The 25,863-nt window shown below is 44.9% G+C and carries 24 protein-coding genes; 17 read left to right on the top strand and 7 right to left on the bottom strand.

Going from position 1 to position 25,863, the window contains the following annotated elements:
• The first annotated feature begins 141 nt into the window (after positions 1-141).
• Both ACYQ28_RS17355 and ACYQ28_RS17350 read left to right on the top strand, forming a co-directional pair.
• Positions 142-495 carry a hypothetical protein gene (locus ACYQ28_RS17355; RefSeq protein ID WP_460052202.1) on the top strand — a complete coding sequence of 118 codons (354 nt, stop codon included), beginning with the start codon at positions 142-144 and terminating at the stop codon, positions 493-495.
• Between the two features lie 32 nt (positions 496-527).
• On the top strand, positions 528-875 hold the full coding sequence (locus tag ACYQ28_RS17350; RefSeq protein WP_460052204.1) for a hypothetical protein: 348 nt from the start codon (positions 528-530) through the stop codon (positions 873-875).
• Between the two features lie 99 nt (positions 876-974).
• Here the strand turns inward: ACYQ28_RS17350 and dapE are convergent, their stop codons facing one another.
• The 7 genes from dapE to map form a co-directional block, all read right to left on the bottom strand.
• Complete coding sequence (gene dapE, locus ACYQ28_RS17345) at positions 975-2,126, bottom strand: succinyl-diaminopimelate desuccinylase (protein WP_460052205.1); 1,152 nt, start codon at positions 2,124-2,126, stop codon at positions 975-977.
• Positions 2,127-2,495: 369 nt separating this feature from the next.
• Positions 2,496-3,527: a 2,3,4,5-tetrahydropyridine-2,6-dicarboxylate N-succinyltransferase gene (gene dapD / locus ACYQ28_RS17340; protein WP_460052206.1), complete on the bottom strand. Its 1,032-nt coding sequence runs from the start codon at positions 3,525-3,527 to the stop codon at positions 2,496-2,498.
• 53 nt (positions 3,528-3,580) lie between these two features.
• Positions 3,581-3,925 (bottom strand): ArsC family reductase, encoded by a 345-nt coding sequence (locus tag ACYQ28_RS17335; RefSeq protein WP_460052208.1) that lies wholly within the window; start codon positions 3,923-3,925, stop codon positions 3,581-3,583.
• A gap of 104 nt (positions 3,926-4,029) precedes the next feature.
• Positions 4,030-4,722 (bottom strand): endonuclease III, encoded by a 693-nt coding sequence (nth, locus tag ACYQ28_RS17330; RefSeq protein ID WP_460052209.1) that lies wholly within the window; start codon positions 4,720-4,722, stop codon positions 4,030-4,032.
• Positions 4,723-4,736: 14 nt separating this feature from the next.
• On the bottom strand, positions 4,737-5,936 hold the full coding sequence (dapC, locus tag ACYQ28_RS17325; protein ID WP_460052211.1) for a succinyldiaminopimelate transaminase: 1,200 nt from the start codon (positions 5,934-5,936) through the stop codon (positions 4,737-4,739).
• Between the two features lie 18 nt (positions 5,937-5,954).
• The gene (locus ACYQ28_RS17320; RefSeq protein WP_460052212.1) at positions 5,955-8,654 is read right to left on the bottom strand and encodes a [protein-PII] uridylyltransferase; all 2,700 of its coding nucleotides are present in this window, start codon (positions 8,652-8,654) and stop codon (positions 5,955-5,957) included.
• Positions 8,654-9,427: a type I methionyl aminopeptidase gene (gene map, locus ACYQ28_RS17315; protein WP_460052213.1), complete on the bottom strand. Its 774-nt coding sequence runs from the start codon at positions 9,425-9,427 to the stop codon at positions 8,654-8,656. Before map ends, ACYQ28_RS17320 begins: the two co-directional genes overlap by 1 nt.
• 471 nt (positions 9,428-9,898) lie before the next feature.
• On the opposite strand from map, the gene rpsB reads away from it, so the two are divergent.
• From rpsB to rnhB, 15 genes are all read left to right on the top strand, one after another.
• Positions 9,899-10,642 (top strand): 30S ribosomal protein S2, encoded by a 744-nt coding sequence (gene rpsB / locus ACYQ28_RS17310; RefSeq protein WP_460052215.1) that lies wholly within the window; start codon positions 9,899-9,901, stop codon positions 10,640-10,642.
• Between the two features lie 183 nt (positions 10,643-10,825).
• Positions 10,826-11,704 (top strand): translation elongation factor Ts, encoded by an 879-nt coding sequence (tsf, locus tag ACYQ28_RS17305; protein ID WP_460052216.1) that lies wholly within the window; start codon positions 10,826-10,828, stop codon positions 11,702-11,704.
• Positions 11,705-11,945: 241 nt separating this feature from the next.
• Positions 11,946-12,689, top strand: coding sequence for a UMP kinase (gene pyrH, locus ACYQ28_RS17300; RefSeq protein WP_460052218.1), 744 nt, complete (start codon positions 11,946-11,948; stop codon positions 12,687-12,689).
• 36 nt (positions 12,690-12,725) lie between these two features.
• Positions 12,726-13,283: a ribosome recycling factor gene (gene frr / locus ACYQ28_RS17295; protein ID WP_460052219.1), complete on the top strand. Its 558-nt coding sequence runs from the start codon at positions 12,726-12,728 to the stop codon at positions 13,281-13,283.
• Positions 13,284-13,315: 32 nt separating this feature from the next.
• The gene (uppS, locus tag ACYQ28_RS17290) at positions 13,316-14,056 is read left to right on the top strand and encodes a polyprenyl diphosphate synthase (protein WP_460052220.1); all 741 of its coding nucleotides are present in this window, start codon (positions 13,316-13,318) and stop codon (positions 14,054-14,056) included.
• Positions 14,049-14,897, top strand: a complete 849-nt coding sequence (locus tag ACYQ28_RS17285; protein ID WP_460052222.1) for a phosphatidate cytidylyltransferase — start codon at positions 14,049-14,051, stop codon at positions 14,895-14,897. Before uppS ends, ACYQ28_RS17285 begins: the two co-directional genes overlap by 8 nt.
• A gap of 52 nt (positions 14,898-14,949) precedes the next feature.
• Positions 14,950-16,152, top strand: a complete 1,203-nt coding sequence (ispC, locus tag ACYQ28_RS17280; protein WP_460052223.1) for a 1-deoxy-D-xylulose-5-phosphate reductoisomerase — start codon at positions 14,950-14,952, stop codon at positions 16,150-16,152.
• Positions 16,153-16,360: 208 nt separating this feature from the next.
• The gene (rseP, locus tag ACYQ28_RS17275) at positions 16,361-17,731 is read left to right on the top strand and encodes an RIP metalloprotease RseP (RefSeq protein ID WP_460052224.1); all 1,371 of its coding nucleotides are present in this window, start codon (positions 16,361-16,363) and stop codon (positions 17,729-17,731) included.
• Positions 17,732-17,887: 156 nt separating this feature from the next.
• Positions 17,888-20,581, top strand: coding sequence for an outer membrane protein assembly factor BamA (gene bamA, locus ACYQ28_RS17270; RefSeq protein WP_460052226.1), 2,694 nt, complete (start codon positions 17,888-17,890; stop codon positions 20,579-20,581).
• Positions 20,582-21,046: 465 nt separating this feature from the next.
• Positions 21,047-21,556 carry an OmpH/Skp family outer membrane protein gene (locus tag ACYQ28_RS17265; RefSeq protein WP_460052227.1) on the top strand — a complete coding sequence of 170 codons (510 nt, stop codon included), beginning with the start codon at positions 21,047-21,049 and terminating at the stop codon, positions 21,554-21,556.
• Between the two features lie 22 nt (positions 21,557-21,578).
• Positions 21,579-22,607 carry a UDP-3-O-(3-hydroxymyristoyl)glucosamine N-acyltransferase gene (gene lpxD / locus ACYQ28_RS17260; RefSeq protein WP_460052228.1) on the top strand — a complete coding sequence of 343 codons (1,029 nt, stop codon included), beginning with the start codon at positions 21,579-21,581 and terminating at the stop codon, positions 22,605-22,607.
• Between the two features lie 45 nt (positions 22,608-22,652).
• Positions 22,653-23,090 (top strand): 3-hydroxyacyl-ACP dehydratase FabZ, encoded by a 438-nt coding sequence (gene fabZ / locus ACYQ28_RS17255; protein WP_460052230.1) that lies wholly within the window; start codon positions 22,653-22,655, stop codon positions 23,088-23,090.
• A gap of 36 nt (positions 23,091-23,126) precedes the next feature.
• Positions 23,127-23,903 carry an acyl-ACP--UDP-N-acetylglucosamine O-acyltransferase gene (lpxA, locus tag ACYQ28_RS17250; RefSeq protein WP_460052231.1) on the top strand — a complete coding sequence of 259 codons (777 nt, stop codon included), beginning with the start codon at positions 23,127-23,129 and terminating at the stop codon, positions 23,901-23,903.
• Positions 23,904-25,043, top strand: coding sequence for a lipid-A-disaccharide synthase (lpxB, locus tag ACYQ28_RS17245; RefSeq protein WP_460052233.1), 1,140 nt, complete (start codon positions 23,904-23,906; stop codon positions 25,041-25,043).
• On the top strand, positions 25,043-25,654 hold the full coding sequence (rnhB, locus tag ACYQ28_RS17240; RefSeq protein WP_460052234.1) for a ribonuclease HII: 612 nt from the start codon (positions 25,043-25,045) through the stop codon (positions 25,652-25,654). Before lpxB ends, rnhB begins: the two co-directional genes overlap by 1 nt.
• Positions 25,655-25,863: the final 209 nt, after the last annotated feature.

Below are 25,863 nucleotides of genomic sequence, written 5' to 3'. Positions count from 1 at the left end.
AAATTGTGAAGAAATTGGAAATCACATTTTCAATTTCTGTCCTCTGATTAAATCATGGATGAGTTAATCAGAGGTTCCTAAGTTGTAATTCTTTCACGGCAGATGCTTTGCTAGACTTGTGGTCTTTTAGGGCGTGAGCAAATGTTAAAAAATATTGTAAAGTTTGGGGCTGTATTATTTTCTTGTGTGTTTTTGAGTAGTTACTCTTTGGCGGCTGCCAATCAAAATACAGGTAATGTTAAAATTACAAGAATGATCAATGTCGGTAATACTGGTCAAAATGTTTTGGAAATTATTACCGATCAAAGCCAAGTAACCAATCCTGCCGGTTGCGCTAATCCCAACCGTTATGTTTTGCCGGCAGATTTTTCTGAAATTGGGCGGGCTATGATTTTAGGCGCCAGAGTTGCTGAAAAAGAAATACAATTTGTAATCTGGGGTGGTGGTTGTTTTGGTTCACAAAATTATCCCCAAATTGTACACGTTATTTTTTAATAAACATAAATAAATTTAAGTTGGGGAGTTTAATGAACCGCGGTATAGCTTTTATATTGTCAATAATGGTTTCGTTTCCAGTATCTGCTGGATTATCTCGAAATAATACTGTTGAATGGGTTGTTGTTAGTTCGATTCAATCTGGGCATGGTTATTTTGTGCAGTTCTCGAATGCTTTGCCTGATGATGAGTGTGCATCTGGCGCTAAATCACGAGTCAAGTTTGATAGAGATGATGATGGAATTTTATCGTTACTTCTAACGGCAAGAGCATCGTCTTCAAAGGTTGGATTTTATTACAATACAACCACAAATTTACCGAATGCCGGTGGCCACGTAGTGCCTTCTTGTGAAATCTTAAATATTTGGATAGAGAATTAATTCTTTCTCCGGGCGACAATAATCTCGGTAACAATATTTGATGGTTAAAAGGCGAGTTAAATACTCGCCTTTTTTGTTTTTAACTAAACAAATGCAAAATTAATCTGCAAGAAGATTTTTTAATATACCTTCATAAATAGCCGATGTGTTATCTAAGTCGGTAATGCTTACGCATTCGTTAATTTGATGAATGGTTTTATTAATTGGGCCGAGTTCTACAACTTGCGCACCGGTTGGGGCGATAAATCGGCCATCGGATGTGCCGCCTGCGGTGGATAATTTTGTGTCTATGCCGGTGTTGGATTTTATTGAGTCTACTATGGCGTCCACTAATGTGCCGGGCTCGGTAAGAAAAGCTTCGCCACTTAAATTCCAGTCAATCTCATAATCCAAATTATATTTTTTTAGAATTGCTTCTGTGCGTTCAATTAATTGTTGATGTGTCGATTCGGTTGAAAATCTAAAATTAAAAATAACTTTTAAATGGCCTGGTACAACGTTGGTCGCGCCGGTACCACCGTTAATGTTTGATATTTGAAAGCTGGTTGCTGGGAAATAATCATTGCCGTCGTCCCAGTTTTCGGTAGCGAGTTCTGCTAGAGCCGGAGCTGCCATGTGAATAGGGTTTTTTACTAAATGCGGATACGCAACGTGACCTTGTTTACCTTTAATAGTTAACCAGCCACCAATGCTGCCGCGTCGGCCGTTTTTAATGACATCACCGGCGACTTCGGTACTGGATGGCTCACCCACCAAACACCAAGTAATTTTTTCGTTTCTTTCTTCTAGCCATTCAACAACTTTGACCGTGCCGTAATCGGCAGGGCCTTCTTCATCACTGGTGATTAAAAATGCGATACGACCCTTGTGATTTGGGTAGCTTTCTACAAAGCGCTCGCAGGCTGTAACCATGGCCGCGAGTGAGCCTTTCATGTCGGCAGCGCCGCGGCCGTACAGCATATCTTCGTGAATTGCGGCTTCGAAAGGATGAAATGTCCAGTTCTCCTCTGGGCCAGTCGGTACTACGTCGGTATGGCCTGCAAATGCGAATAAAGGGCCGCCTTCACCGCGCACCGCCCAAAGATTATCTACTTTGTCGTCTCCTTCACCCCAAGACAGAATTTGGCAGTCAAAGCCAATTGCGGCTAAACGTTCAATCATTAACGTTTGGCAGCCTGCATCGTCGGGAGTAATCGACGGTTTGCGAATAAGTTCTTGAGCAAGTTGCACGGTAGCTGAGTAGTTTGACATAAAATTCTCGGGGGTAATTGATACTTAGAAAACGAGAGCAGAGAACAAATATTAGTTAATCATTAATCAAGATTATTTCACTGGTAGCAGCTGAAACTCTGTGGCCATTTTATTCGCTTATCTTCCATTTAATGAGAGAACAGCAATAGAGGTTATGAATTCCAATTTCTGCCAGCTAATTAAATCATGATGGAGTTATTCAGTGGTTCTAGAGTCAGTGGTTCTAGAGTCAGTGCTGAGTTTAAATACTTTTATTGAAACGTTTTTGTTGCGATGCTTTTTAAAAAGAGTTGTCAGAAAACTCACCATAGTTTGTTATTCAATGAGACTCCAAAAAATTAGAGCCTCATTGTTAACTCTGTAATACGATTAGTTATGAGCGTGCAGCTCTTCGTTTAATTCGATGGCTGATTTATTGGTTTTGCATTCAACGGCGCCGGTTTGTGAGTTGCGGCGGAACAATAAATCATTTTTACCGGCGAGATCACGCGCTTTCATAACTTCTACCACATCACCTTTGTCATCAAGTACGGTGACTTGTGTACCGGCGGTGATGTAAAGGCCAGCTTCAACGGTGCAGCGGTCGCCTAATGGAATACCAATGCCAGAGTTAGCACCCAGTAGCGAACCTTCCCCCACAGAAATAACAATATTACCGCCGCCCGACAGTGTGCCCATGGTTGAGCAGCCGCCGCCTAAATCGGAACCTTCGCCGATCATCACGCCCGCAGAAATACGACCTTCGATCATGCTCTTACCAGCGGTACCTGCGTTAAAGTTTACGAAACCTTCGTGCATGATGGTGGTACCTTCGCCAATATAAGCACCTAAACGAACGCGCGCGGTGTGGGCGATACGAACGCCGGTGGGCACTACATAGTTGGTCATTTTCGGGAATTTATCCACGCAATCGACATCGAGAATTTGGCCGTTTAGGCGAGCCTTGAGCTGACGCTCCGATAATTCAGAAAGATCTATGGCGCCTTCGTTGGTCCAAGCCACGTTCGGCAATACTGCAAACATACCGCTTAAATTAACGTTGTGTGGTTTTACCAAGCGGTGTGAAAGCAGATGCAGTTTTAAATAAGCCTCTGGCGTTGTTTTCGGTTCGGCATCGGTTTCTAAAAGTGTTGCCACAACTGGGCGAGTACTTTGGTCAAGCTGCAAAACAAGTTCAGCCAGTTCGCTGTCTAGCGATGCTAAAGCTTCTGAAACCGCTTTAATGTGATCGCTGGTTAACTCGATAGCCTGATTACCGTTTTGGTAATTTAATGCCGAGCTAACTGCTTGAGTAATTTCAGCGCTTGGATTTAATAAGGGTTTTGGATAGAAGACTTCAAGCCATTCGCCTTTTGAATTTTGCGTTCCTACGCCGAAGCCTAGGCTAAAAAGTGTCGTCATTATCTCGTCCTGCATTTATGGAAATGTAATTTTAATCTTTTGAAGAGCTGTAATTAAGCGAGCCATTGCTGATATTGTTCAGCTTTAAAGCCAACATATCGTTGTTTACCGGTATCCAGTAGCGGGCGCTTGATGAGCGTTGGGTGCGCGCAAAGTAGTTGGGCTGCTTGGTCACCGAAAGCTCGATCTCTTTCGGTATCAGACAATTGCTTCCACGTGGTGCTGCGTTTATTGATTAGATTCTCAGTGCCGAGTTCTTGTAACCACTCGTTAACTTGAGTTTCGGTAATTCCGTCACTGCGAAAATCGTGAAATGAATAATCGATGCTATTTTCGTCGAGCCATTTACGGGCTTTTTTTACGGTGTCGCAATTTTTAATGCCGTACAGCGTTGTCATGGGCGAGCCTTTTTCTGTGGTCAAAAAGCAGATATCAAAAAGGTGCGCAAGCATAGCAAAAAAGCTTGAGCTGCTCACGTTTGCAAGTTGAGTTACAAGCTAATTTACGGTTTTAGAACTTTCTTTGGATGCTTGCGATTTGGATAGCAGGTTGTGCATATCTCGCAGACACGTCCATCACAGCCCCGAGCACTACAAAATTCGCGCCCATAATAAATGATCTGCAAATGCAATTTATTCCAAGAGTCTTTAGGAAAGAGCTTTTTGAGATCGCGTTCGGTTTGAGTCACATTTTTGCCGTTGGTTAAACCCCAACGCTGCGCCAAACGATGAATATGCGTATCAACTGGGAATGCCGGTACGCCAAACGCTTGCGCCATAACAACACCCGCGGTTTTATGGCCTACGCCGGGTAGCTGTTCGAGTTTTTCCATGTCGCCCGGTACTTTGCCGTCGTAGTTTTCTACCAAAATTTGCGACAGCTTTAAAATGGCTTTGCTTTTTTGAGGTGACAATCCGCAAGGGCGAATGATGGCTTGGATGTCTTCAACTGATTGCTTGGCCATATCAAACGGATTGTTGGCAAGCTTCCAGAGTCCCGGTGTCACCTTGTTCACGCGTTCATCGGTGCATTGTGCAGACAATAGTACGGCCACCAACAAAGTGTAGGAGTCGGTATGGCCCAGCGGAATAGGCGGCTCGGGATAAAGCTCGTTAAGGCGATGTAAAATAAACGCAACTCGCTCTGGTTTGGTGAGATTTCTCGCTGATGAAGTATTTTCGGTATCCAAATTCATAAGTATGTAATCGCTTACTTTTGATCTAGATTTTTTGCAAACTTAACCAGGCGTTGCGCGGCCTCTACACATTCATCTAGCTCTGCGACCATAGCTATGCGCACATAGTGCGATCCCGGATTGACACCGTTGGATTCTCTGGCCAAATAGCTGCCCGGCAAAACCGTAACGTTTTGTTCGGCAAAAAGCCGTTTGGCAAATTCTTGATCATCAATGGGCGTTTTTAGCCAAAAGAAGAACGCGGCATCCGGCATTTGTACGTCGTACGCGGTCTTTAATAGAGGTAAGACTTGAGAAAATTTCTGGCGATAGGCTTCACGATTTTGCTCGACGTGCAGCTCGTCCTGCCATGCGACTGTACTGGCTTTTTGTGCAACCATTGGCATCGCACAACCGTGGTAGGTTCGGTATTTCAAAAATTTGGCAATAATGGTCGCATCACCGGCAACAAAGCCAGAGCGCAATCCCGGCAGGTTAGAGCGCTTAGACAAGCTTTGAAAAATAACGCAATTTTTGAAATCCAGCCGACCCATGCTCGCACAGGCTTGCAGTACGCCAGCAGGTTTATTATCGAAATAGATTTCTGAATAGCATTCGTCACTGGCGATGACGAAGTTATAGCGATCAGACAGCTCAATTAACTTAACCAGATAGTCCAGCGGTGCTATAGCTCCGGTTGGATTGCCGGGTGTGCATAGGTACAAAAGTTGGCAGCGCAACCAAATCTCTTCGGGTACTTCATCTAAATTCGGTAAGTAACCCGATTCTTCACGGCAATTTAAATAGTAAGGTTCGGCGCCTGCCAGCAATGCTGCGCCTTCGTAAATTTGGTAAAAAGGATTGGGGGAGATAATGACCGGTGATTCTTGGGTGTTATCCACAACCACCTGTGCGAAAGCAAACAAAGCTTCGCGGGTACCGTTTACGCTTAAAACGTTTGCGATCTTAACGCTGTTGTTTGGCAGATCGAAACGCTGTTCGCACCATTGAGCACAAGCTTGGCGAAGCTCCTCTGTGCCACTGGTTACCGGATATTGGCGCAGTAACTCTAAATTATTCGCGATGGCTTCTAACGCAAAAGCCGGTGGCTCGTGTTTAGGTTCACCAATAGAGAGCGCGATGTGCGGCAGGTGCGCCGGTGGTGTAATGCCCGCTTTTAATAACGCGAGTTTTTCAAACGGGTAGCTGTGCAGCTGCTCGATGTGTGGATTCATGTTGGGAAAATCTTTTGGTTAAGCCAGAACTTTGGCGTCTTGTTCTTGAGTTTGCTGATCCAGCTGACTTTGAATTTCTTTTTGCAGTTGCGCGCAGACGTTTGGGTCACTCAATGGCTCGCCGTTTTCGTCCGATAATAAGAACACGTCTTCCACGCGCTCGCCAAGTGTACTAATGCGCGCACTGTTTAGGTGAATGTTCAAGTCGATAAATATACGTCCAATGCGAGCCAGTAATCCGGGCCGGTCTGGAGAGATGACTTCTAGCAAGGTTTGGCCGCTCACCAAATCATTATTGATTGAGGTTTGAGTGGGCATGCGGAAATGCTTGAGCACGCGCGGCGTTCTGCGGTGAATACTGGTGGAATCTTCAAGGCCTACGGAAATTTCACGTACCAGAGAGTCGTGAATTTTCTTTAAGGTTTTCTTATCGCGCTCGATCGGATTGCCTTGCTGATCCAACACGTAGAAGTTAATCAGCGTAATGCCGGTATCGGAGGTATAAATGCGCGCTTCTTGAATGTTTAGGTTCAAGTGATCAAGTGTTAGCGCCGCAGTGGCGAATACGTTTTTGCGATCAAGGGTGCGAATGAATATTTGCGTGGCGCCTTCAACATGAAAAGTGCTGGTTTGGCTGAAGGCTACGACAAGACTTGGGTCTTCGGCATCGGCCACGGCCTGAGTTTGCCAGGCGATATCGATGTGCGATTCACGAACAAAATAATCTTCGCTGATATCGGCCCAAATGGTTAACGCTTTGTCTTTTGAAAGCTTTTTGTCGGCCAACTTGGCCAAAGCGGACTGCTGGGTCTCGTCGATCAAATCTTGTCGATCAACCGGGTTTTCGAGACCACGTCTCAGTATGCGTTTGGTCTCCATGTACAGCTGTCGCATAAGGCTGGCGCGCCAGTTATTCCAAATGGTTGGATTGGTGGCGTTCATATCGGCGACGGTGAGCGTGTATAAATAGTCGAGACGATATTGGTCGGCAACTTCTATGGCGAAATTGTGAATAACATCGGGATCGGAAATATCTTGTTTTTGGGAGACCGAAGACATCATCAAATGATTTTCGACCAACCACACAATTAGGTTGGTATCGCGGCGATTCACGTTGTGGCGCGTGCAAAAATCGTAGGCGTCTTTAGCGCCTAATTGTGAATGATCGCCACCGCGGCCTTTGGCGATATCGTGATAAAGACCCGCCATGTAAAGCAATTCCGGTTTGGGCAAATTGCGGTAAATGTAGTGGGCGATTGGGTATGAATCTTTGCTCTCGGCTTGCGAGAAATGTTGCAGCATTTTCACCAATTGTAGCGTGTGGGCATCAACCGTATAAATATGAAATAAATCGTGCTGCATTTGGCCGGTAATGCGACCAAATTCTGGTAGGTATCGACCCAATACGCCATAACGCTTCATGCGTCGCAATAAGGTGAATAGATCGAAGGGCGCGCGCAAAATGGCGATAAACAAACTTTGATGCAGTGGTGTGGCTCGAAATTCATCGTCAATGAGATTTCTGCTGGCGCGGATCAAGCGAATGGTGCTGGCGCGAACACCCTGTATTTTCGGGTTATTGCCCATGTGTACAAAGATTTCGAGAAGCGCCGATGGGTAGCGCTCAAAGACTTTGTTGTTGGTAACTTCAATAAAGTTGTTGTTGAGCTGGAAGCGATCATTAATGGGTATGATTTCTTCCGGCACACCTTTATCTAAGATGGCTTCACTCAAGAATTGCAACAAGACATCGTTCAACTCTCGCAGAGACAAGACAACGCGGTAATACCATTGCATAAACTGCTCTACAGCCAAACGTTTTTCAGAATTGCTGTAGCCGAACATGGTTGCCAATTCGGTTTGGTAATTGAATAGCAGTCGCTCTTCAGGGCGACCCGCTAAAAGATGCAAGCCGTAGCGAACCTTCCAAAGAAATTCTTCACCGCCATTAAGAATAGAAAGCTCTCTGGAGGTAATAACGTCTTGGCCTTCCAATTGATTGATTGAATCGACGCCAAAGAAGCGCTTGGTAACCCAAACCAGAGTTTGAATATCGCGCAAGCCACCGGGCGCGTTTTTGATGTTTGGCTCAAGGTTGTATTCGGTGAAATTAAACTTCTGGTGGCGTTTTTCTTGTTCGGCAAGTTTGGCTTTGAAGAATTCTCTCGCAGGCCAAACAACATCTGGGCTGACGGCGTCTTTGAGCATAGACACTAAGTGCGGTTTACCAACAATCGAGCGGCATTCCATAAGGTTGGTAATGATCGTGATATCGTTAGACGCAAGCTTGGTGCATTGCTCGATAGTGCGTACGCTGTGGCCTATGTCTAAACCAATATCCCACAACAGCATTACAAAGCCTTCAATGCTTTTACTGGCAGACTCAATGTTGTCTTCTTCAAAGAGTATCAGAATGTCGATATCCGAGTAGGGGTGCAGCTGACCGCGACCGTATCCACCAACAGCGATAAGGCCGCATTGCTCGCTCCACTCAAATTGGTGCCAAGCATAATGCAGCAGGCAATCAACAAATAATGCACGTTCGTAGATAAGGCGACGAATTGGATCGCCTTGGGAAAAACGATGATCAAAATGAGCGTTGGTTTGCGAGATCGCCGCCTTAAACACGGAGATCTTGTTATCGCTAGATTCTAAATTGTGGCGAAACTTCTCCTGATCAAAAAAAATCAGGGGTTCTTCGAAGTGTGGAATCGACACTAAAAGCTTTCCTCTGAGCGAGTAGTAAAGACTTCAACGCCGGTAGCAGTAACGGCCATGGTGTGCTCCCACTGCGCTGATAGGCGACCGTCTTTGGTTTCTACGGTCCAGCCATCTTTTTTAAGTTTAGTATGAGGTTTGCCGGCGTTAATCATGGGTTCGATGGTGAAAACCATACCTTCAACCAGTTCCATGCCTGTGCCTGGTCTGCCGTAATGCAGAATTTGCGGTTCTTCGTGGAATTGTTTGCCAATACCATGACCGCAGTATTCACGTACTACCGAGTAATAGTTTTTCTCAGCATGTTGCTGAATAACGTGGCCGATATCGCCTAAACGTGTGCCCGGTTTTACCAGTTCAATACCTTTATATAAGCACTCTTGAGTTACTTTTACCAAGCGGTCGGCATGTGGAGCAACTTTGCCGACGTTGTACATCTTACTGGTGTCGCCGTGATAACCATCATAAATAACGGTGACATCAATATTAATGATGTCGCCTTCTTTGAGGATTTTCTTATCAGACGGAATGCCGTGACAAATTACTTGGTTTACCGAGGTGCAGATTGATTTAGGAAATCCTTTGTAGCCCAAGCATGCCGGAATAGCTTTTTGCTCATTAACAATATAGTCGTGGCAGATTTGATCGAGCTTTTCGGTTGTTACGCCGGGCACCACGTATTCACCTATCATCTCCAGAACATCAGCGGCCATTTTGCCTGCGATTCGCATCTTCGCGATTTCTTCTGGGGTTTTAATGTGAATATTGGTCATAGTTTACCTTTGGGTCTGATTGATAGAGTGGTGCGAATTACGAGGCAAAAGACTGCTCAAGATTGAGGTTCACAATGATCACAGTGTCTGGAGCGATCTGCTTGGTAGCTCAAGGATTTACGTAATTTTCGCATAAAGTGCATAAGTATAAACCAAGCAGTAAACGTCGAGTAGGTTATGTCTTGCTCGTTTGGTGCTTATTTTTATTGCTAATTCCTTGTAAATTCTGTGCTTATCGAGCAATTAGGCGTTTTGTGTCGCGTTTTCCGTCAAAATCAAACCAGCTTTTTGTAGAAGTAGGCAGGTGTTTGTGGTATAAAGCGCGGCTCGTCTGGTAGGGGTCTGCTCCTCGGCGAAAAAAGCGTTAAAAACACAATGTCACACATACGTCGACACGACTTTCTGGGTGCTCTTTATGGGTTGAAAGTTGGGATGTATGGAGGCCCAACCCAAATAATTTAGGAATTATTTATGCCACAAGTAAGCATGCGCGACATGTTGCAAGCCGGTGTTCACTTCGGTCACCAAACCCGTTACTGGAACCCAAAAATGAATCAATACATTTTTGGTGCTCGCAACAAAATCCACATCATCAACCTTGAGCACACTGTGCCTGCCTTTAACGAAGCTCTTGAAGTTGTTCGTAAGATGGCAGCCTCTAAAAAGAAAATCCTTTTCGTTGGCACCAAGCGTGCGGCTCAAAAGAGCATTCGCGAACAAGCAGAGCGTTCTGGTCAGCCTTTCGTAAGTCACCGTTGGTTAGGTGGTATGCTTACCAACTATAAAACCATCCGTGCTTCTATCAAGCGTTACCGCGAGCTTGAAATTCAAAGCCAAGACGGTACTTTCGATAAGCTTACTAAGAAAGAAGCGTTAATGCGCACTCGCACCATGGAAAAACTAGACCGCTCAATTGGTGGTATTAAAGACATGGGTGGCCTTCCAGATGCTCTATTCATCATTGATGTTGAGCACGAGCGCATTGCTATTCAAGAAGCTAACAAGCTTGGTATTCCAGTTATCGGTATTGTTGATACCAACAGCAGCCCAGAAGGCGTTGATTACGTTATTCCAGGTAACGATGACGCAATCCGTGCAATCAAGTTGTACACCAGTGCAATTGCTGATGCTTGTCTAGAAGGTGCCGCTGCAAATCAAGCTCCTGTAAAAGACGAGTACGTTGAAGAACAGCAAGCTGACGTAGCTGCTGAGTAATCATCGAACATACGAATCTTATAGTAAAAATTTGTGCGTCATATAAATGGCATGGAAGACCGGTATAACGCGGTTTAAATCACAAATGCTTACTCATAGTTCGACATTTGATTCAAAAAGGGGCTAGCAGGCCCCTTTTTTCAAACATTATTTAATTCACGAATTTTCATAGAGGATAAAAAGATGGCAGCTATTTCTGCATCTTTAGTTAAAGATCTACGTGAGCGTACCGGTTTAGGTATGATGGAATGTAAAAAAGCTTTGCAAGAAGCTGATGGCGATATCGAATTGGCGATTGAAAACTTGCGTAAAGCCAGTGGCCTTAAAGCGGCTAAGAAAGCGGATCGTACCGCAGCAGAAGGTGTGGTTGTTGCCAAGTCTAACGACGAAGGTACTTACGCGCTAATGGTTGAAGTTAACAGCGAAACTGACTTCGTTGCTCGCGATACTAGCTTCCTAGGTTTTTGTGAAACCGTTTTAGAGAAAGCATTCGCTGACAAGCAAACCGACGTTGCTGCTCTTATGGCTGGTGACTTAGAAGACGCTCGTGAAAAACTCGTTCAAAAAATCGGTGAAAACATCAGCGTTCGTCGCATTTCGGCAGTGACTAGCGAAGCGGGCTGTGTTGGCGTTTACGTTCACTCTAACAACCGTATCGCATCAATCGTTGAATTGACTGTTGCTGGCAAAGCGGATGTTGCAAAAGACATTGCTATGCACGTAGCTGCTGTTAACCCACGTGTTAACAAGCCAGAAGATATGCCTGCTGAATTGCTTGAGAAAGAAAAAGAAATCATCAAAGCTCAACCGGATATGGCCGGTAAGCCAGACGAAATCGTTGAGAAAATGATGGGCGGCCGTATCAACAAGTTTTTGAAAGAAAACAGCTTATCTCAACAACCGTTTGTTAAGAACCCAGAGCAAACCGTTGCTCAGCTTGCTAAAGCAGCTGGCGGTGAAGTTGCTTCTTTCGTACGTTTCGAAGTGGGTGAAGGTATCGAGAAAGCAGAAGTGGACTTCGCTGCTGAAGTTGCTGCTCAGGTACAACAAGCTAACAAATAAGCTCAAATTTATTGGCATTTGCTTAGCAATAAAAACCGGGGATATCCCCGGTTTTTTTTTGTTGCGAAAGAGCTAAAAAAGCGGTTTTTGAATTTTTTTGCGGCGGTTCTAAACAGAAGTCTGTGAAAAGTATTTTACAAATCAATTTTGAACGTAATGTAAGATAATTGATTTGTGAAATTCATTACGCTTCCTGTTAAACTTCGCCGCAAATTTTTATCTGGTGTGGCGGAGCGAAACCATGGCAACAGCCCGGGACAAAAAATACAAAAGGATTTTATTAAAATTAAGCGGTGAGCAGCTTATGGGAGAAGAGGGTTTTGGTATCGATCCCAAAGTCCTTGATAAGATGGCGCTCGAAATTGGTCAACTGGTTGGCATCGGTGTCCAGGTTGGCTTAGTAATTGGCGGTGGTAACCTTTTCCGGGGCGCCGCTCTCAGTGCCGCCGGTCTCGATCGTGTTACCGGTGACCACATGGGTATGTTAGCAACAGTAATGAATGCACTGGCGATGCGCGATGCGCTAGAACGTTCCGATATTAATTGTAGTGTGATGTCTGCAATTCCTATGAGTGGTATCGTTGAGCATTACGACCGACGTCGAGCCATGCGTTTATTAGAATCCGGTGAAGTGGTAATTTTCTCCGCGGGTACCGGCAACCCATTTTTCACCACAGATTCTGCGGCTTGCTTACGCGGAATTGAAGTTGAGGTGGATTTGGTTTTGAAAGCCACCAAAGTGGATGGTGTATACACCGCAGATCCTATGAAAGATCCGTCTGCGATCAGATACGATCGCTTAAGTTACGACGAAGTCTTGAGTAAGAAGTTGGGTGTAATGGATTTAACCGCTATATGCTTGTGTCAAGAACACGATATGCCGTTACGTGTTTTCAAAATGGACAAAGTAGGCGCGTTATTAAACATAATTACCGGTGGTAGTGAAGGCACTCTCGTGGAGCAAACTCGTCCACAAGAAGGTTGAGCCTTACCGGAAGAAAAATAAGAGAGCTAGTCACTGATGATCAAAGATATTCTCAATGATGCAGAAACCCGTATGGGTAAATCAATCGAAGCACTTGGACATAACTTCAATAAAATTCGTACAGGTCGTGCTCACCCAAGTTTGTTGGATGGCATCACCGTTAACTACTACGGCTCAGAAACTCCGTTGTCACAGGCCGCCAACGTTTCAGTTTTAGACGCGCGTACTCTTTCAATATCAGCTTGGGATCGCTCTTTGATTCCTGAAATTGAAAAAGCCATCATGAAGTCAGATTTGGGGTTGAACCCATCGACAACCGGCGAGCTGATTCGTTTACCAATGCCAGCGCTTACAGAAGAGACTCGTAAGGGCTTTATCAAAACCGCTCGTGCTGAAGCAGAGCAAGCTCGTGTATCCATCCGCAACATTCGTCGCGACGCTATCGGAGACCTTAAAACTTTATTGAAAGATAAAGAAATTGGTGAAGACGAAGAACGCAAAGGCGGTGAAGACGTACAAAAGATCACGGACAAGTATATCGCCCAAGTGGATAGCGCTTTGGCAGATAAAGAAAAGGATTTGATGGAAATTTAAGGGCTGAAATTTTTAGCCTTATAGAGGTTGGCGTGACGAGCGAAGCGTTAAAACACATTGCCATTATTATGGATGGTAATAGCCGCTGGGCGAAGCAGCAGGGTATGTTGGTTGCTTCCGGCCACAAAGCCGGTGTTGAGAGAATTAGAGATGTTCTTCGGGCCAGCTTAGAGCGCGGTGTTGAGGTTTTAACGTTATTTGCTTTCAGTAGCGAAAACTGGCGTCGTCCACCAACCGAAGTAAATGCTTTAATGACGTTATTTTTGGGGTATTTACGCCGAGAAGCGCGCCAGCTGAGTGAAGAAAACGTCGCGATTCGCATTATTGGCAGTCGTGATCGTTTTAGTAAGCGCATTCAGCAAGCTATGGCTGAAGCTGAAGACATTACCCGTAATGGTCAGCGTACACTGGTCATCGCCGCCGACTATGGCGGCAAATGGGATATGACCCAAGCGGCCAAAAAAGTTGCCGAACAGGTTGCGAGTGGCTTAATAACTCCTGAAAGTATCAATGAAGACTTGATAGCTTCACATTTAAGCTTGGCCGACCTGCCGCCACTCGATCTATTAATACGAACCGGTGGCGAAGTACGCATCAGTAATTTCTTACTTTGGCAGGCTGCTTATACTGAATTTTATTTTACCAACGTCTATTGGCCAGATTTTGATGGCGTTGAACTTAATAAAGCTGTTGATGAGTTTTACTGCCGTCAGCGGCGTTTTGGCGGTCGCCACACTGATGATAATAATAAACCGGGGATAGCCAGTGCTTAAAGATAGGGTAAAAAGTGCTGTTCTGATGGCACTCGTCTTTTTAGTTGCCCTCTTTATCTTGCCTAAAATCGGCTTTTTGATGTTTGTGTCCTTCGCAACTGCTGCGGCAGCTTGGGAATGGTCGGCATTGGCTGGTCTTAAGCGTCGCCACCAGCGTATGACCTACGTGTGTGTCCTATTTGTTCTTATCTCGGCATGTGCCGGAATGTTAGGCTTTGGTAGCGATCTAGAAGCCATTGACCACGATAGAATTCAATACTTTGTACTTATAGATTTAGTCTGGTGGTTCGTCGCATTGTTTTTAGTGCGCGGATATCCAGATAACGCCAAAACTTGGGGATCTCAAGCCGGAATCATGGTGATTGGCGGTTTGGTGCTCATACCTACCTGGATTGGTCTCACCTTTTTACGCTCAGAACATAACGGCAGTTGGCTAATCCTGTTTCTCGTTACGGTCGTTGCCAGTGCCGATATCGGTGCTTATTTTTCCGGTCGAAAATTCGGCAAAAGACGTTTGGCGCCGTCCGTCAGTCCAGGAAAATCCTGGGAGGGTGTTTTCGGTGGTTTATCGTTGGCTGTATTGCTAGCCGTTGTAGTCGGTTATTTTTGGATGCCAGACAATCGTCTTTCATTGATATTGTTAGTGGCTGCTACGGCCTTGGTTTCTGTGCTGGGCGACTTACTTGAAAGCATGATAAAACGGCACCGAGGGGTTAAAGACAGTGGTTATTTATTCCCAGGTCACGGTGGTATTCTCGATCGAGTCGATGGTATTACTGCCGCTGCTCCGGTGTTTTCTTTAGGGCTATTATTGCTTGGCTTACAGTTTCCGGCGAATTGATCGTCCAATAAGTTCAAAAAGACACCCGTAATTGGGAGTTCTGAGTTTTTCTATGCAACAAATTACACTCCTAGGCTCGACCGGCTCAATTGGTCGCAGCACTCTTGATGTTATTGCCCGAAATTCCAATCGTTTTCAGGTTTTTGCACTGACCGCGCACAATAATGTTTCATTATTGGCGCAGCAATGTTTGGAGTTTACGCCAAAATTTGCCGTATTAAGCGATCCGCAAAAGGCTGCGGAACTTAGAGATACGCTCGCAGGCAAAACCTGCGAAACAGAAGTGCTTTGCGGCATGGCGGCGTTTGAAGAGGTCGCTTCAGACAGTCAAGTCGATACCGTTGTGGCTGCTATTGTGGGTTCTGTGGGTTTAAAGCCGACCATGGCCGCTGTTAAAAGCGGGAAAAAAGTATTGCTTGCAAACAAAGAGTCGTTGGTAATGGCTGGCAAGGCTTTTATGGATGCAGTGGTCAATCACAAGGCGACCCTGCTGCCGCTCGACAGCGAGCACAATGCTATTTTTCAATGCCTACCTTACAAAGGGTTTCAAGACTCTTTGGGAGCGGCCAAGCCTGACGCACTCAAAGATTCCGGTATCGCTAAAATCTTGTTAACAGGTTCGGGTGGCCCGTTTCGAGAAACGCCCATCGCTGATCTGATCGCGGTAACTCCCGATCAAGCTTGTGCTCATCCAAATTGGTCGATGGGGCGAAAAATATCCGTCGATAGCGCGACCATGATGAATAAAGGCCTTGAATTTATCGAAGCGCGTTGGCTGTTCGACGTAAGTCCTGATGATATCGAAGTGGTGATCCATCCGCAGAGCGTCATCCATTCAATGGCTCAATATATTGATGGCTCAGTACTTGCTCAAATGGGAAACCCTGACATGAGAACGCCAATCGCCCACGCGTTAGCTTGGCCCGAGCGCGTAGAATCCGGTGTTGCGCACTTAGATTTTTTCGAGGTAGCGCGTTTAGATTTTTCTCGGCCGGATTTTGAGCGCTTTCCGTGTTTACGTTTAGCGATCGATGCGAGCCGGGAGTCGTCAACCATAGCTGCGGTTATGAATGCCGCCAATGAGGTTGCTGTTGAGGCATTTTTAGACGAAAAAATTCGTTATACCGATATCGCAACCATAGTAGAGTCGGTCATGAATCGCTGTGATTCACCCACAACCACAGATCTTGAGGCAATTGTTTCGATAGACCAGCAAGCGCGAATTATCGCTCAGGAAGAAATACGGTCAAAATAACGTTGAATAGCCTAAGCTCTGGTATCAAAAAGTAAAATTCGATACCGTTAATCTTCGGTTAATCAACCTTTGAGCACTATCTGTTGTCCAACTCGATTGCAGTTGGATTAGCTAAAGGTTTATACAGCTAATAATCTGTCTTCATTACCAAGCATGGCTATCTTAACGGTTTCTTGGATAAAGGTTGGTCATTCTTACGGAGAAATAGATGACATTAATATGGTTTTTGATAGCTCTGGGAGTCTTGGTGACATTCCACGAGTTCGGCCATTTCTACATTGCCCGCGTATGTGGCGTGCGAGTTGAGCGCTTTTCAATTGGCTTTGGCAAACCCCTTATCAAGTGGTATGACAAAAAAGGCACCGAATACGCTATCGCAGGTATCCCTCTTGGTGGTTACGTCAAAATGCTTGATGAGCGCCAAGGCCCTGTTGATGAAAAGGATCTGCACGAAGAATTTACCCGCAAGCCCGTATGGTCTCGTATAGCCATTGTTGCAGCCGGTCCAATCGCTAACATCGTGCTTGCCGTATTTTTATTTTGGTTGGTGTTGTTGCAACCGCAATCCTATTTAGCGCCTGTTGTAGGTGATGTGGAGCCCGGCAGTGTTGCCGAAGCCGCTCGATTAGAACCTGGGCAAGAAATTGTTGCGATCGATGGTGTTGAAACCCCATCTTGGGAGGCCGTAAATCGCGCTTTAGTTAAACGTTTGGGCGAAAGCGGTGAAATTACTTTTAAAGTTAGCTATTCCGATTCTGATCTGACCTACGAGTCCAGTGCTTATTTGAATGACTGGCAAAAAGGTGTGAGCGATCCTGACCCTATTATTGGTGCGGGTATTAAACCCTTCCGACCTGAAGTAAAACCCATTGTTGCACAAGTGGTTGAGGGTACCCCTGCGGCGGGAGCCGGCATCCAGTTAGGTGATGAGTTCGTTGCCGTTGACGGCCAGCTTGTGACTGATTGGGAATTCTTCGCCGATTATGTTTCGTCCCGTCCGGGTGAAACCATCGAATTTACGGTTGACCGTAAAGGCGAATTACAAGAAGTATTGATTACCCCAGCTCGCTTTGAAGACGGTGGTAAAGTCATTGGTCGAATCGGTGTCGCTCCAGAAAATCCGACTTGGCCCAAAGAGATGATTCGCTCCAGCTCTTATTCGGTGGTTGAAGCTTTTGGTCAGGGCATTAAAAAGACTTGGGAAACCAGCGGTGTTGTATTGCTCTCGCTGCAAAAGCTGGTGGTAGGTGAGATCTCAACCAAAAGCTTAAGTGGTCCACTGTCCATTGCTAAAGTGGCCGGTGATTCAGCTGAACTGGGTTTTGTTTATTTTTTGCGAATGTTGGCGCTATTAAGTGTTAGTCTTGCTATTTTCAACCTTCTGCCAATCCCCGTTCTTGATGGCGGTCACTTAACCTACTACTTTATCGAAGCCATCAAAGGTAAGCCGTTATCGGAACGTGTCCAGTCAATTGGTTATAGGCTGGGTTTCTTTGTGGTCGCCAGTGTTATGGTTTTGGCGTTCTATAACGACATTATGCGCCAAATACAAGGCCAGCTTTTTAACTTGCCCTTCTAGCGTGTTTTACAGTTTAATGCCCGCCTTTGTGTGGGCATTTTGCAACTTTTCAGAGTTTTTTTTGACTCAATAAAGGTTTTGTCAGTCGTACTTGGCAACCCAATAACGAATCATTTTATAAACCATCAATAAAGATACAATTAACTGCCTCAGAATATGAATCGCTCCCTGTTTCCTCTTGCTTTATCCTTAACGCTGCTCTCGCCACTGTCGTTAGCTGAAACCTTTCGTGTCGATGATATTCGTGTTCAGGGGCTGCAACGTGTCTCTGCGGGCACAGTATTCTCTGTTTTACCAGTACAGGTAGGCGATGAAGTCGAAGAGCTTGATATTCAAGAGCTGAGTCGTGCTTTATTCCGAACCGGATATTTTGAAGATATCAGTGTTGGTAAAGACGGGCAGGTATTGGTTATCTCGGTTCGCGAGAGACCGGCAATCAGTTCGATCACCATCGATGGTAACAAGGCCATTAAAACCGATGACCTATTACAGGGTTTAACCGACAACGGTTTATCGGAAGGTCAAATTTTTAAAAGAGCGACTTTAGAAGGTTTAACTCAAGAACTTGAACGCCAATATGTGGCTCAAGGTCGCTATGGCGCAAGCGTTGATGCCGACGTTATTGATTTACCGCGCAACCAAGTGCAGTTAATCATCAATGTAGATGAAGGCAAGGTTGCGAAGATCAAACACGTCAATATTGTTGGTAACGAGAAATTTTCCGACAAAGAACTTTTGGAACTGTTCGAGTTAGGTAAGGCCGGTCGATTCGATTGGTTCACCAGCAAAAACAAATACGCCAAAGAAAAGTTAGCCGGTGACCTAGAGCGTCTAGAAAGCTTTTATCTAGATCGCGGTTACTTAAAATTCAATATTGATTCGACTCAGGTTTCATTGAGTCCCGACAAAGAGTCGGTCTATATCACCGTCAATATCACCGAAGGTGATGTGTACAAGGTCAGCGAAGTTGACCTAGCCGGTGATTTGATTGTTGATGAAAGTATTATTCGTCGATTGATTCTGGTTCGTGAAGAACAAAACTTCTCGCAAGTATTGATGACGACCACTTCCGAGTACATTACTCGCCGTCTTGGTAACGAGGGTTATACCTTCGCAGAGGTGCGTGGTATTCCTGAACGTAACGATGACGATAAAACCGTAAAGGTCACCTTCTTCGTTGATCCCGGTAAGCGGGCCTATGTTCGCCGTATCGAATTCCGTGGTAACACGCGTACCTCAGACGATGTTTTACGACGAGAAATGCGTCAGATGGAAGGTGGCTCTGCCTCCACCGCTTCGATTGAATCTTCTAAAGTACGTCTAGAGCGATTGGGTTTCTTCAAGCAGGTCGATGTCGATACGCAAGAAGTGCCGGGCAGTTCTGACTTGGTTGACGTGGAATATACTGTTGAAGAGCAACCGTCAGGTAGTGTGGGTGCCAGCGTTGGTTTTGCTCAGGGCACCGGTTTAACGCTCGGCGCTAACGTTCAGCAAGATAACTGGTTCGGTTCGGGTAAATCGGTTGGTTTCTCGTTAAGTCGTAGCTCTTTCCAAACCGTTTATAGCTTCAACTACAACGACCCTTATTTTACGCCGGATGGCGTCAGCCGTGGTTTTAGTCTGTTCTTCCGAGCTCGTGACTTTAACGAGTTTAACGTCTCAAGTTTTACCACGGATACCTACGGCGCTACCGTAAACTTCGGTTACCCAACCTCAGAAATTTCTCGAATTAACTACGGTTTTGGTTTTAGTAATATCTCCATCGAAACCGGTCGTTTCGCGGTGCAAGAAATTCGGTCTAGTCCTCGATTATTTGATACCGATTTTGTGCGTCAATCCTACGTAACCGAAGATCAAGTCGCTGAAATTAATGCACTTCGCAACGATTTGGTAGACGATCTTAACGGCGATGGAATTCTTGATGCTGATGAAATTGCTGCATTTAATGATTCAGATGCAGTAACCAATGGCGTGGTTGATCCTTTCGACTACACCGCGGTTGATACTCGTTTTGCCAGTGACGATCCTGTGGTTTTGGTGCGTAACCCAAGTGGCTTTGTGGATGAAAACGGCGACAACTTTAATATGCTGACCTTCACGTTGGGTTGGCGCGAATCGACCCTAAACCGTGGTCGATTGGCAACTCGTGGTGCTTCTCAGTCTTTATCACTGGAAGTTACGGTTCCCGGTAGTGATCTTGAGTATTACAAGGTCACTTACGATGCTCAGTACTTCAAACCTATCACCCGTGATTTTACCTTGCGCTTGCGCACTCAATTGGGTTATGCCGATTCTTTTGGCAGTACTACCGAGCTACCTTTCTTCGAGCATTTCTTCGCCGGTGGTTTTGGTTCGGTTCGTGGTTTTGAGCGCAACAGTTTAGGTCCGCGCAGTTCACCGGCATTCCAATATGACACCATTGCCTTGACCGCAGAAGACTTAGATGGCGATGGCGATGCTGATAACCTCGATAATTTCGCCTACATTCTTGATAGCGAAACCGGTCGTTTGTCTGCTCAACAGCTTACTCGCGGCGATGATGCTTTTGGTGGTAACGTGCTGGTGGAGTTTGGTGCAGAGATATTATTCCCATTACCGTTCATTAAAGATCAGCGTACGTTACAGTCGGCGCTATTTGTTGATGCCGGTAACGTCTTTGATACTAACTGTGCCGATACGCAGCTGAATTGTTCTGACGTAGATTTGGGATTATTAAGTGCATCTGTCGGCGTGGGCATTACTTGGATTACCGGTTTTGGTCCGCTGACCTTTAGCTTGGCCAAACCTATTAAAGAGCAAGAAGACGACGAGACAGAATTCTTTCAATTCTCTCTCGGTACCACTTTCTAGCCAATTTGATTGCGGCATTATTGTTGGTTCTTATTTAACCAATTTTGCCAAACCTAAAAAACCAGCGTAATGCTGGTTTTTTTGTTGAGGCTGAATTCAATAGAGTGACGAAAATTACTCTTCCTGAGCGGGTATTTTCCTCGAAAATTGGAAAAAATCGCAATATTTTTCAATAAGTAGTGGAAACCATCTTGCTTAGGAGGTCATAATGCCGCCCGGAAAAAAATAGGCGCATGGTATATCTAAGATAGACCTGCCGAATCTTATGTACAGAGCTTGATTGATGGTTAGGATTGGCCTGGATGTAAGTTGCTAAGTTTGTTCATCAAATAGCATTAAGAGACGGTGATTAATTAAATTAGGCAAATTGGCAGTTAGTTTTGCAACTGGCTTGCAAAAATAGACTCCAACGGTCTTCTAATTGGGATTTTAAATTCATCGTCTGTGAAATCAGGAGCATTACACGTGTTAAATTTCAAGACCTTCGCGGCATTCGTAGTTTCTACCTTCGTTTCTTTTTCTGCATTTGCAGAGGGCAAAGTTGCTGTTTTCAATTTTGAGAAAGCTATCTTGAGCACCGAAGCTGCTAAAAAAGCGAGTGCTTCGCTATCGGCAGATCCTGAGTTTGCGGCGTTACAAGCTAAATACGAAGGTTTAATTGCAGAGCTGCAAGCCCTTCGTGAAGAGCAGCAAACCAAAGGTATCACTTGGGATGCGAATCAACAGGCAGAACACCGCAAAAATGTTGAATACAAACGCGCTGATTTAGAGCTTGCTCAAAAGAAACTACAAGCCGAGCAAAATGCTGCGGTACGTGGTTTGTTACAAGAGTTTGAAACCAAAACCAAAACGGCACTTGAAGAAGTTATCAAGGCTCAGGGTATATCAGTCGTATTAAATTCGAGCCAAGTCTATTTTGTTGATCCGGCGGCAGACATTACCGCTTTAGTTACTGAGAAATTAAACAAAAAATAATACGATTTGGGACCGAATCTCAATGTTATTAGGTGATATTGCAAGCGCTATTGGAGCAGAGCTTGTTGGTGATGACTCGTTAAATATAGTGGGTATCGCAGACCTCGAACGAGCACAGCCAAATCAATTGGCATTTGTAGCCCGATCTGCGTTTGCTAAATATTTACCTGAAACAAAAGCCGGAGTGGTTATCCTTACTCAGGAGCTCGCCGATCAGTCGAGCTTCTCTGGCAATAAGTTAATTTGCAGCAATCCGTACTTGGCTTACGCTCAGGTGAGCCAATTTTTCGATCCGTTTTCTACTCCCGAGGCTGCAAACATTCATGCCACTGCGATAGTTGCTGAATCCGCCGTTATTGGCAGTGATGTAATTGTTGGCGCTAACGCAGTCATTGAAGACGGTGTAAAAATTGGTGCAGGTACCCGAATCGGTGCTAACAGTTTTATTGGTAAACACACGCAAATTGGTGACAACTGTCTTATTCATTCTAACGTTGTCATTTACCACGAAATAGAAATCGGTCATCGCGTTATCATTCATAGTTGTGCTGTGATTGGTGCCGATGGTTTTGGGTTTGCACCTAAACCCAGCGGCTGGCAGAAAATACACCAGTTGGGTGGTGTCGTTATTGGTAATGATGTTGAAATTGGTGCAACTACAGCGATAGATCGTGGCGCTCTCGGCGATACCGTTCTTGCAGATGGTGTTAAGCTCGATAACCACATTCACATTGCTCATAACGTGGAACTTGGCAAAAACACCGCTATTGCGGCCTTTTGTGGTATTGCTGGCAGCACCAAAATTGGCGCCAACTGTACCATTGCTGGAATGGTCGGATTTGCAGGTCATTTAACCATTTGCGATAACGCACATTTTACCGGTAAAACCATGGTGGCCTCCGATATTTCAGAACCGGGCGTCTACTCTTCGGGTATTCCGTGTATGCCAGCTCAACAGTGGCGTAAAAATGCGATTCGCATAAGTAAGCTTGATGAAACTGTTCGTCAGGTTCGTCGCCTCGAAAAAATAATTAGTAAATTTAGTGATTAATAGAATTCGCGGTTTGACCCGTTGAATGAGAGTAAGGCCAAAAAAATGATGGACGTGAATGAAATTCGCAAGTATCTACCACACCGCTATCCGTTTTTGTTGGTGGATCGTGTATTAGAGTTAGTCCCCGACGAGTCCATTGTCGCATATAAAAATATTTCGGCTAACGAAGATGTCTTTAATGGCCACTTCCCTCAGCTTCCTATTTTTCCAGGCGTTATGATTGTCGAAGCGCTTGCGCAAGCATCGGGCGTTTTAGGTTTCAAATCATTAGAAAAAACACCGCAAGATGGATCTTTGTATCTGCTTGCCGGTATCGATGATGTTCGCTTTAGACGACAAGTTACTCCAGGTGACCGCTTGATGCTTGAGTCAAAAGTGGTATCTGTTAAGCGCGGTATTTGGAAGTTTGACGCGAAAGCCTCAGTAGATGGTGAGTTAGCTTGTTCCTGCGTCATTATGTGCGCTGATCGCAAAGTATAAATTCAACCTTCATATAGCAAATTTCTGGGAAATCCTGTGAGTTTAATCGACCCACGCGCAATCATTGATCCCTCCGCTATTATTGACGAAGACGTTACTGTTGGCCCTTGGTCGATTATTGGCCCTAACGTAACAATTGGTGCAGGCTCAGTTATTGAGTCGCACGTTGTTATTAAAGGCCCAACGGTAATTGGCAAGAATAACCGTATTTATCAATTTTCGACCATTGGCGAAGACACTCCCGATCTTAAATATCAGGGCGAGCCTACTCGTTTGGTGATCGGCGATAACAACGTTATTCGTGAAGGCGTCACCATTCATCGCGGAACGGTTCAAGACCGCTTTGAAACCACTATCGGTGATCACAATTTAATCATGGCCTACGCTCATGTTGGTCACGACAGTGTCATTGGTAATCATTGTATTCTTGTTAATAATTCAGCATTAGCCGGACATGTAGTGGTGCATGATTGGGCAATCCTCGGTGGATTTACCCTAGTGCATCAGTTTTGTCATATTGGCGCCCATTGCTTTACCGGAATGGGAAGCGCTATAGGTAAAGATGTTCCAGCATTTGTTATGGTGACTGGAAATCCTGCTGCGGCAAAAAGTATCAATGCCGAAGGCTTGCGTCGTCGCGGATACACCAAAGAAGAAATCGCCGCGATTAATAAAGGCTTTAAAATAATTTACCGTCGAGGTCTTACTGTAGAAGAAGCCTTAGTTGAGCTTGCTTCCTTGGCTGAAACAGTGCCTGCGGTTAATTTGTTGATCGAATCTCTTAAATCTTCCAAGCGAGGAATTGTGCGCTAAATGGATAAAACCTTGCGCATTGGTATGGTGGTGGGTGAAGCCTCCGGTGATACGCTCGCCGTAGGCCTCATGAAAGAAATTAAAAAACGCCATCCAGATGCAATCTTTGAAGGTATTGGTGGACCTAAAATGATTGCACAAGGCTTTAACAGCTTTTTCGATCAAGAACGCTTGGCGGTGATGGGTTTAATTGAACCGCTAAAACGTTTGCCCGAATTATTAAAAATACGGCGAGAAATTATTCAGTATTTTTCAGAGCACCGGCCAGATGTATTCGTTGGTGTAGACTCGCCGGATTTTAATCTAACCATCGAAGAAAAACTTCGCGCACAAGGCATAAAAACTACTCACTACGTTAGTCCGTCAGTTTGGGCTTGGCGTCAAGGCCGAGTTAAAAAAATCGCTAGAGCCTGTGATTTAATGCTAACGCTTCTGCCTTTTGAAGCGGAGTTTTATAAAGATCATAATGTTGCCGTCGAGTTTGTAGGTCACCCCTTAGCAAATGAATTTACTCATTTGCACAGTCAAACCGCCGCCCAACAACAGCTACATCTTAAACCAACCGCAAAAACCATCGCCATAATGCCCGGTAGTCGTGAAGCTGAAGTTCGTTTAATTGCACCAGAGTTTTTGCAGGCGGCGGCAATTATTCACGCCGTAGATTCTGAGTTTCAGTTTGTCATTCCCGCAGCGAACGAAAAGCGCTTTGCGCAATTGCAAGAATTACTCAAGCAATATGATTCGTTGCCTGTTACCTTAGTTTTGAAGCAGTCTAAAGAAGCCATGATGGCTTCGAACTTCGTTATGATTGCATCGGGCACCACAACACTTGAGGCCATGCTGCTCGGTAAACCGATGGTAATTGGTTATCGCATGGCATGGTTGAGCTTTCAAATTATGAAAGCACTGGCAAAAATAAAACACGTGGGTTTACCCAATTTGTTGGCCGGCAAAACCATTGTGCCCGAATTATTGCAAAATGATTTATCGGCTCAAGGCGTTGCCGATGTCGCATTAGAAGCGTTTTCCAACCCGGATAAAACCGAACTGCTCACCGAAGAATTCCATCGCCTGTCACAACAATTACGTCAAAACGCAAATTTGAAGGCGGCGGACGCCATTTTAAAACTCATCTCTTAATGTCAAAACAATACGAAATATTTATTCCGAAATATTCCGGCCAGTTAATGGCTGGTGTCGATGAAGTTGGTCGCGGCCCTTTAGCAGGAGATGTTGTTACCGCAGCGGTTATTCTTGACAGAAATAATCCAATAGAAGGTTTGCGCGATTCTAAAAAATTATCCGAAAAAAAACGTGAAATTCTCTTTGAAGAAATACAACAAAAAGCCTTAGCTTTTAGTATTGCCAGAGCCAGTGTCGACGAAATCGACACACTTAATATTTTACAGGCAAGTTTATTGGCTATGGCACGAGCAGTCGAAACGTTACCCATTCAGCCTGAATACGTGTTGGTGGACGGTAATAAATTACCCAAATGGACTTATGCAAGCGAAAGCGTAGTGGGTGGTGACGATCGAGTTGATTGTATTGCAGCGGCGTCGATTTTAGCAAAGGTCACTCGTGATCGTGAAATGATCGCTTTTGATGATCAGTTTCCGGGTTATGGATTTGCCGGACATAAAGGCTATCCCACTAAAAAACATCTAGAAGCCATGGATAAGCTCGGTATTTGCGAGATTCACCGACGATCCTATGGTCCAGTTAAAATACGTATTGGAACCTCCGACTAAATCACCCAGGAACTGGTCAGAGGTTTTTATAAAATAATCTTGGTCTAAAGGCTTAATAACATCATTTATTTAAGCTTTTATTATTTTTATAAATGAGTTAATGAAAAATATTTTGACGTATGGCAAGTCTAGCGCCGACTATCGATATTTTCTCTAAATCTGATAATTCTAAGAGTTGCGATCTATTAGATTGCAGTTTTCAATTTTTC

The organism is Sessilibacter sp. MAH1 (genome assembly GCF_054658315.1).
This window is presented reverse-complemented; position numbering and strand designations above follow the sequence as displayed.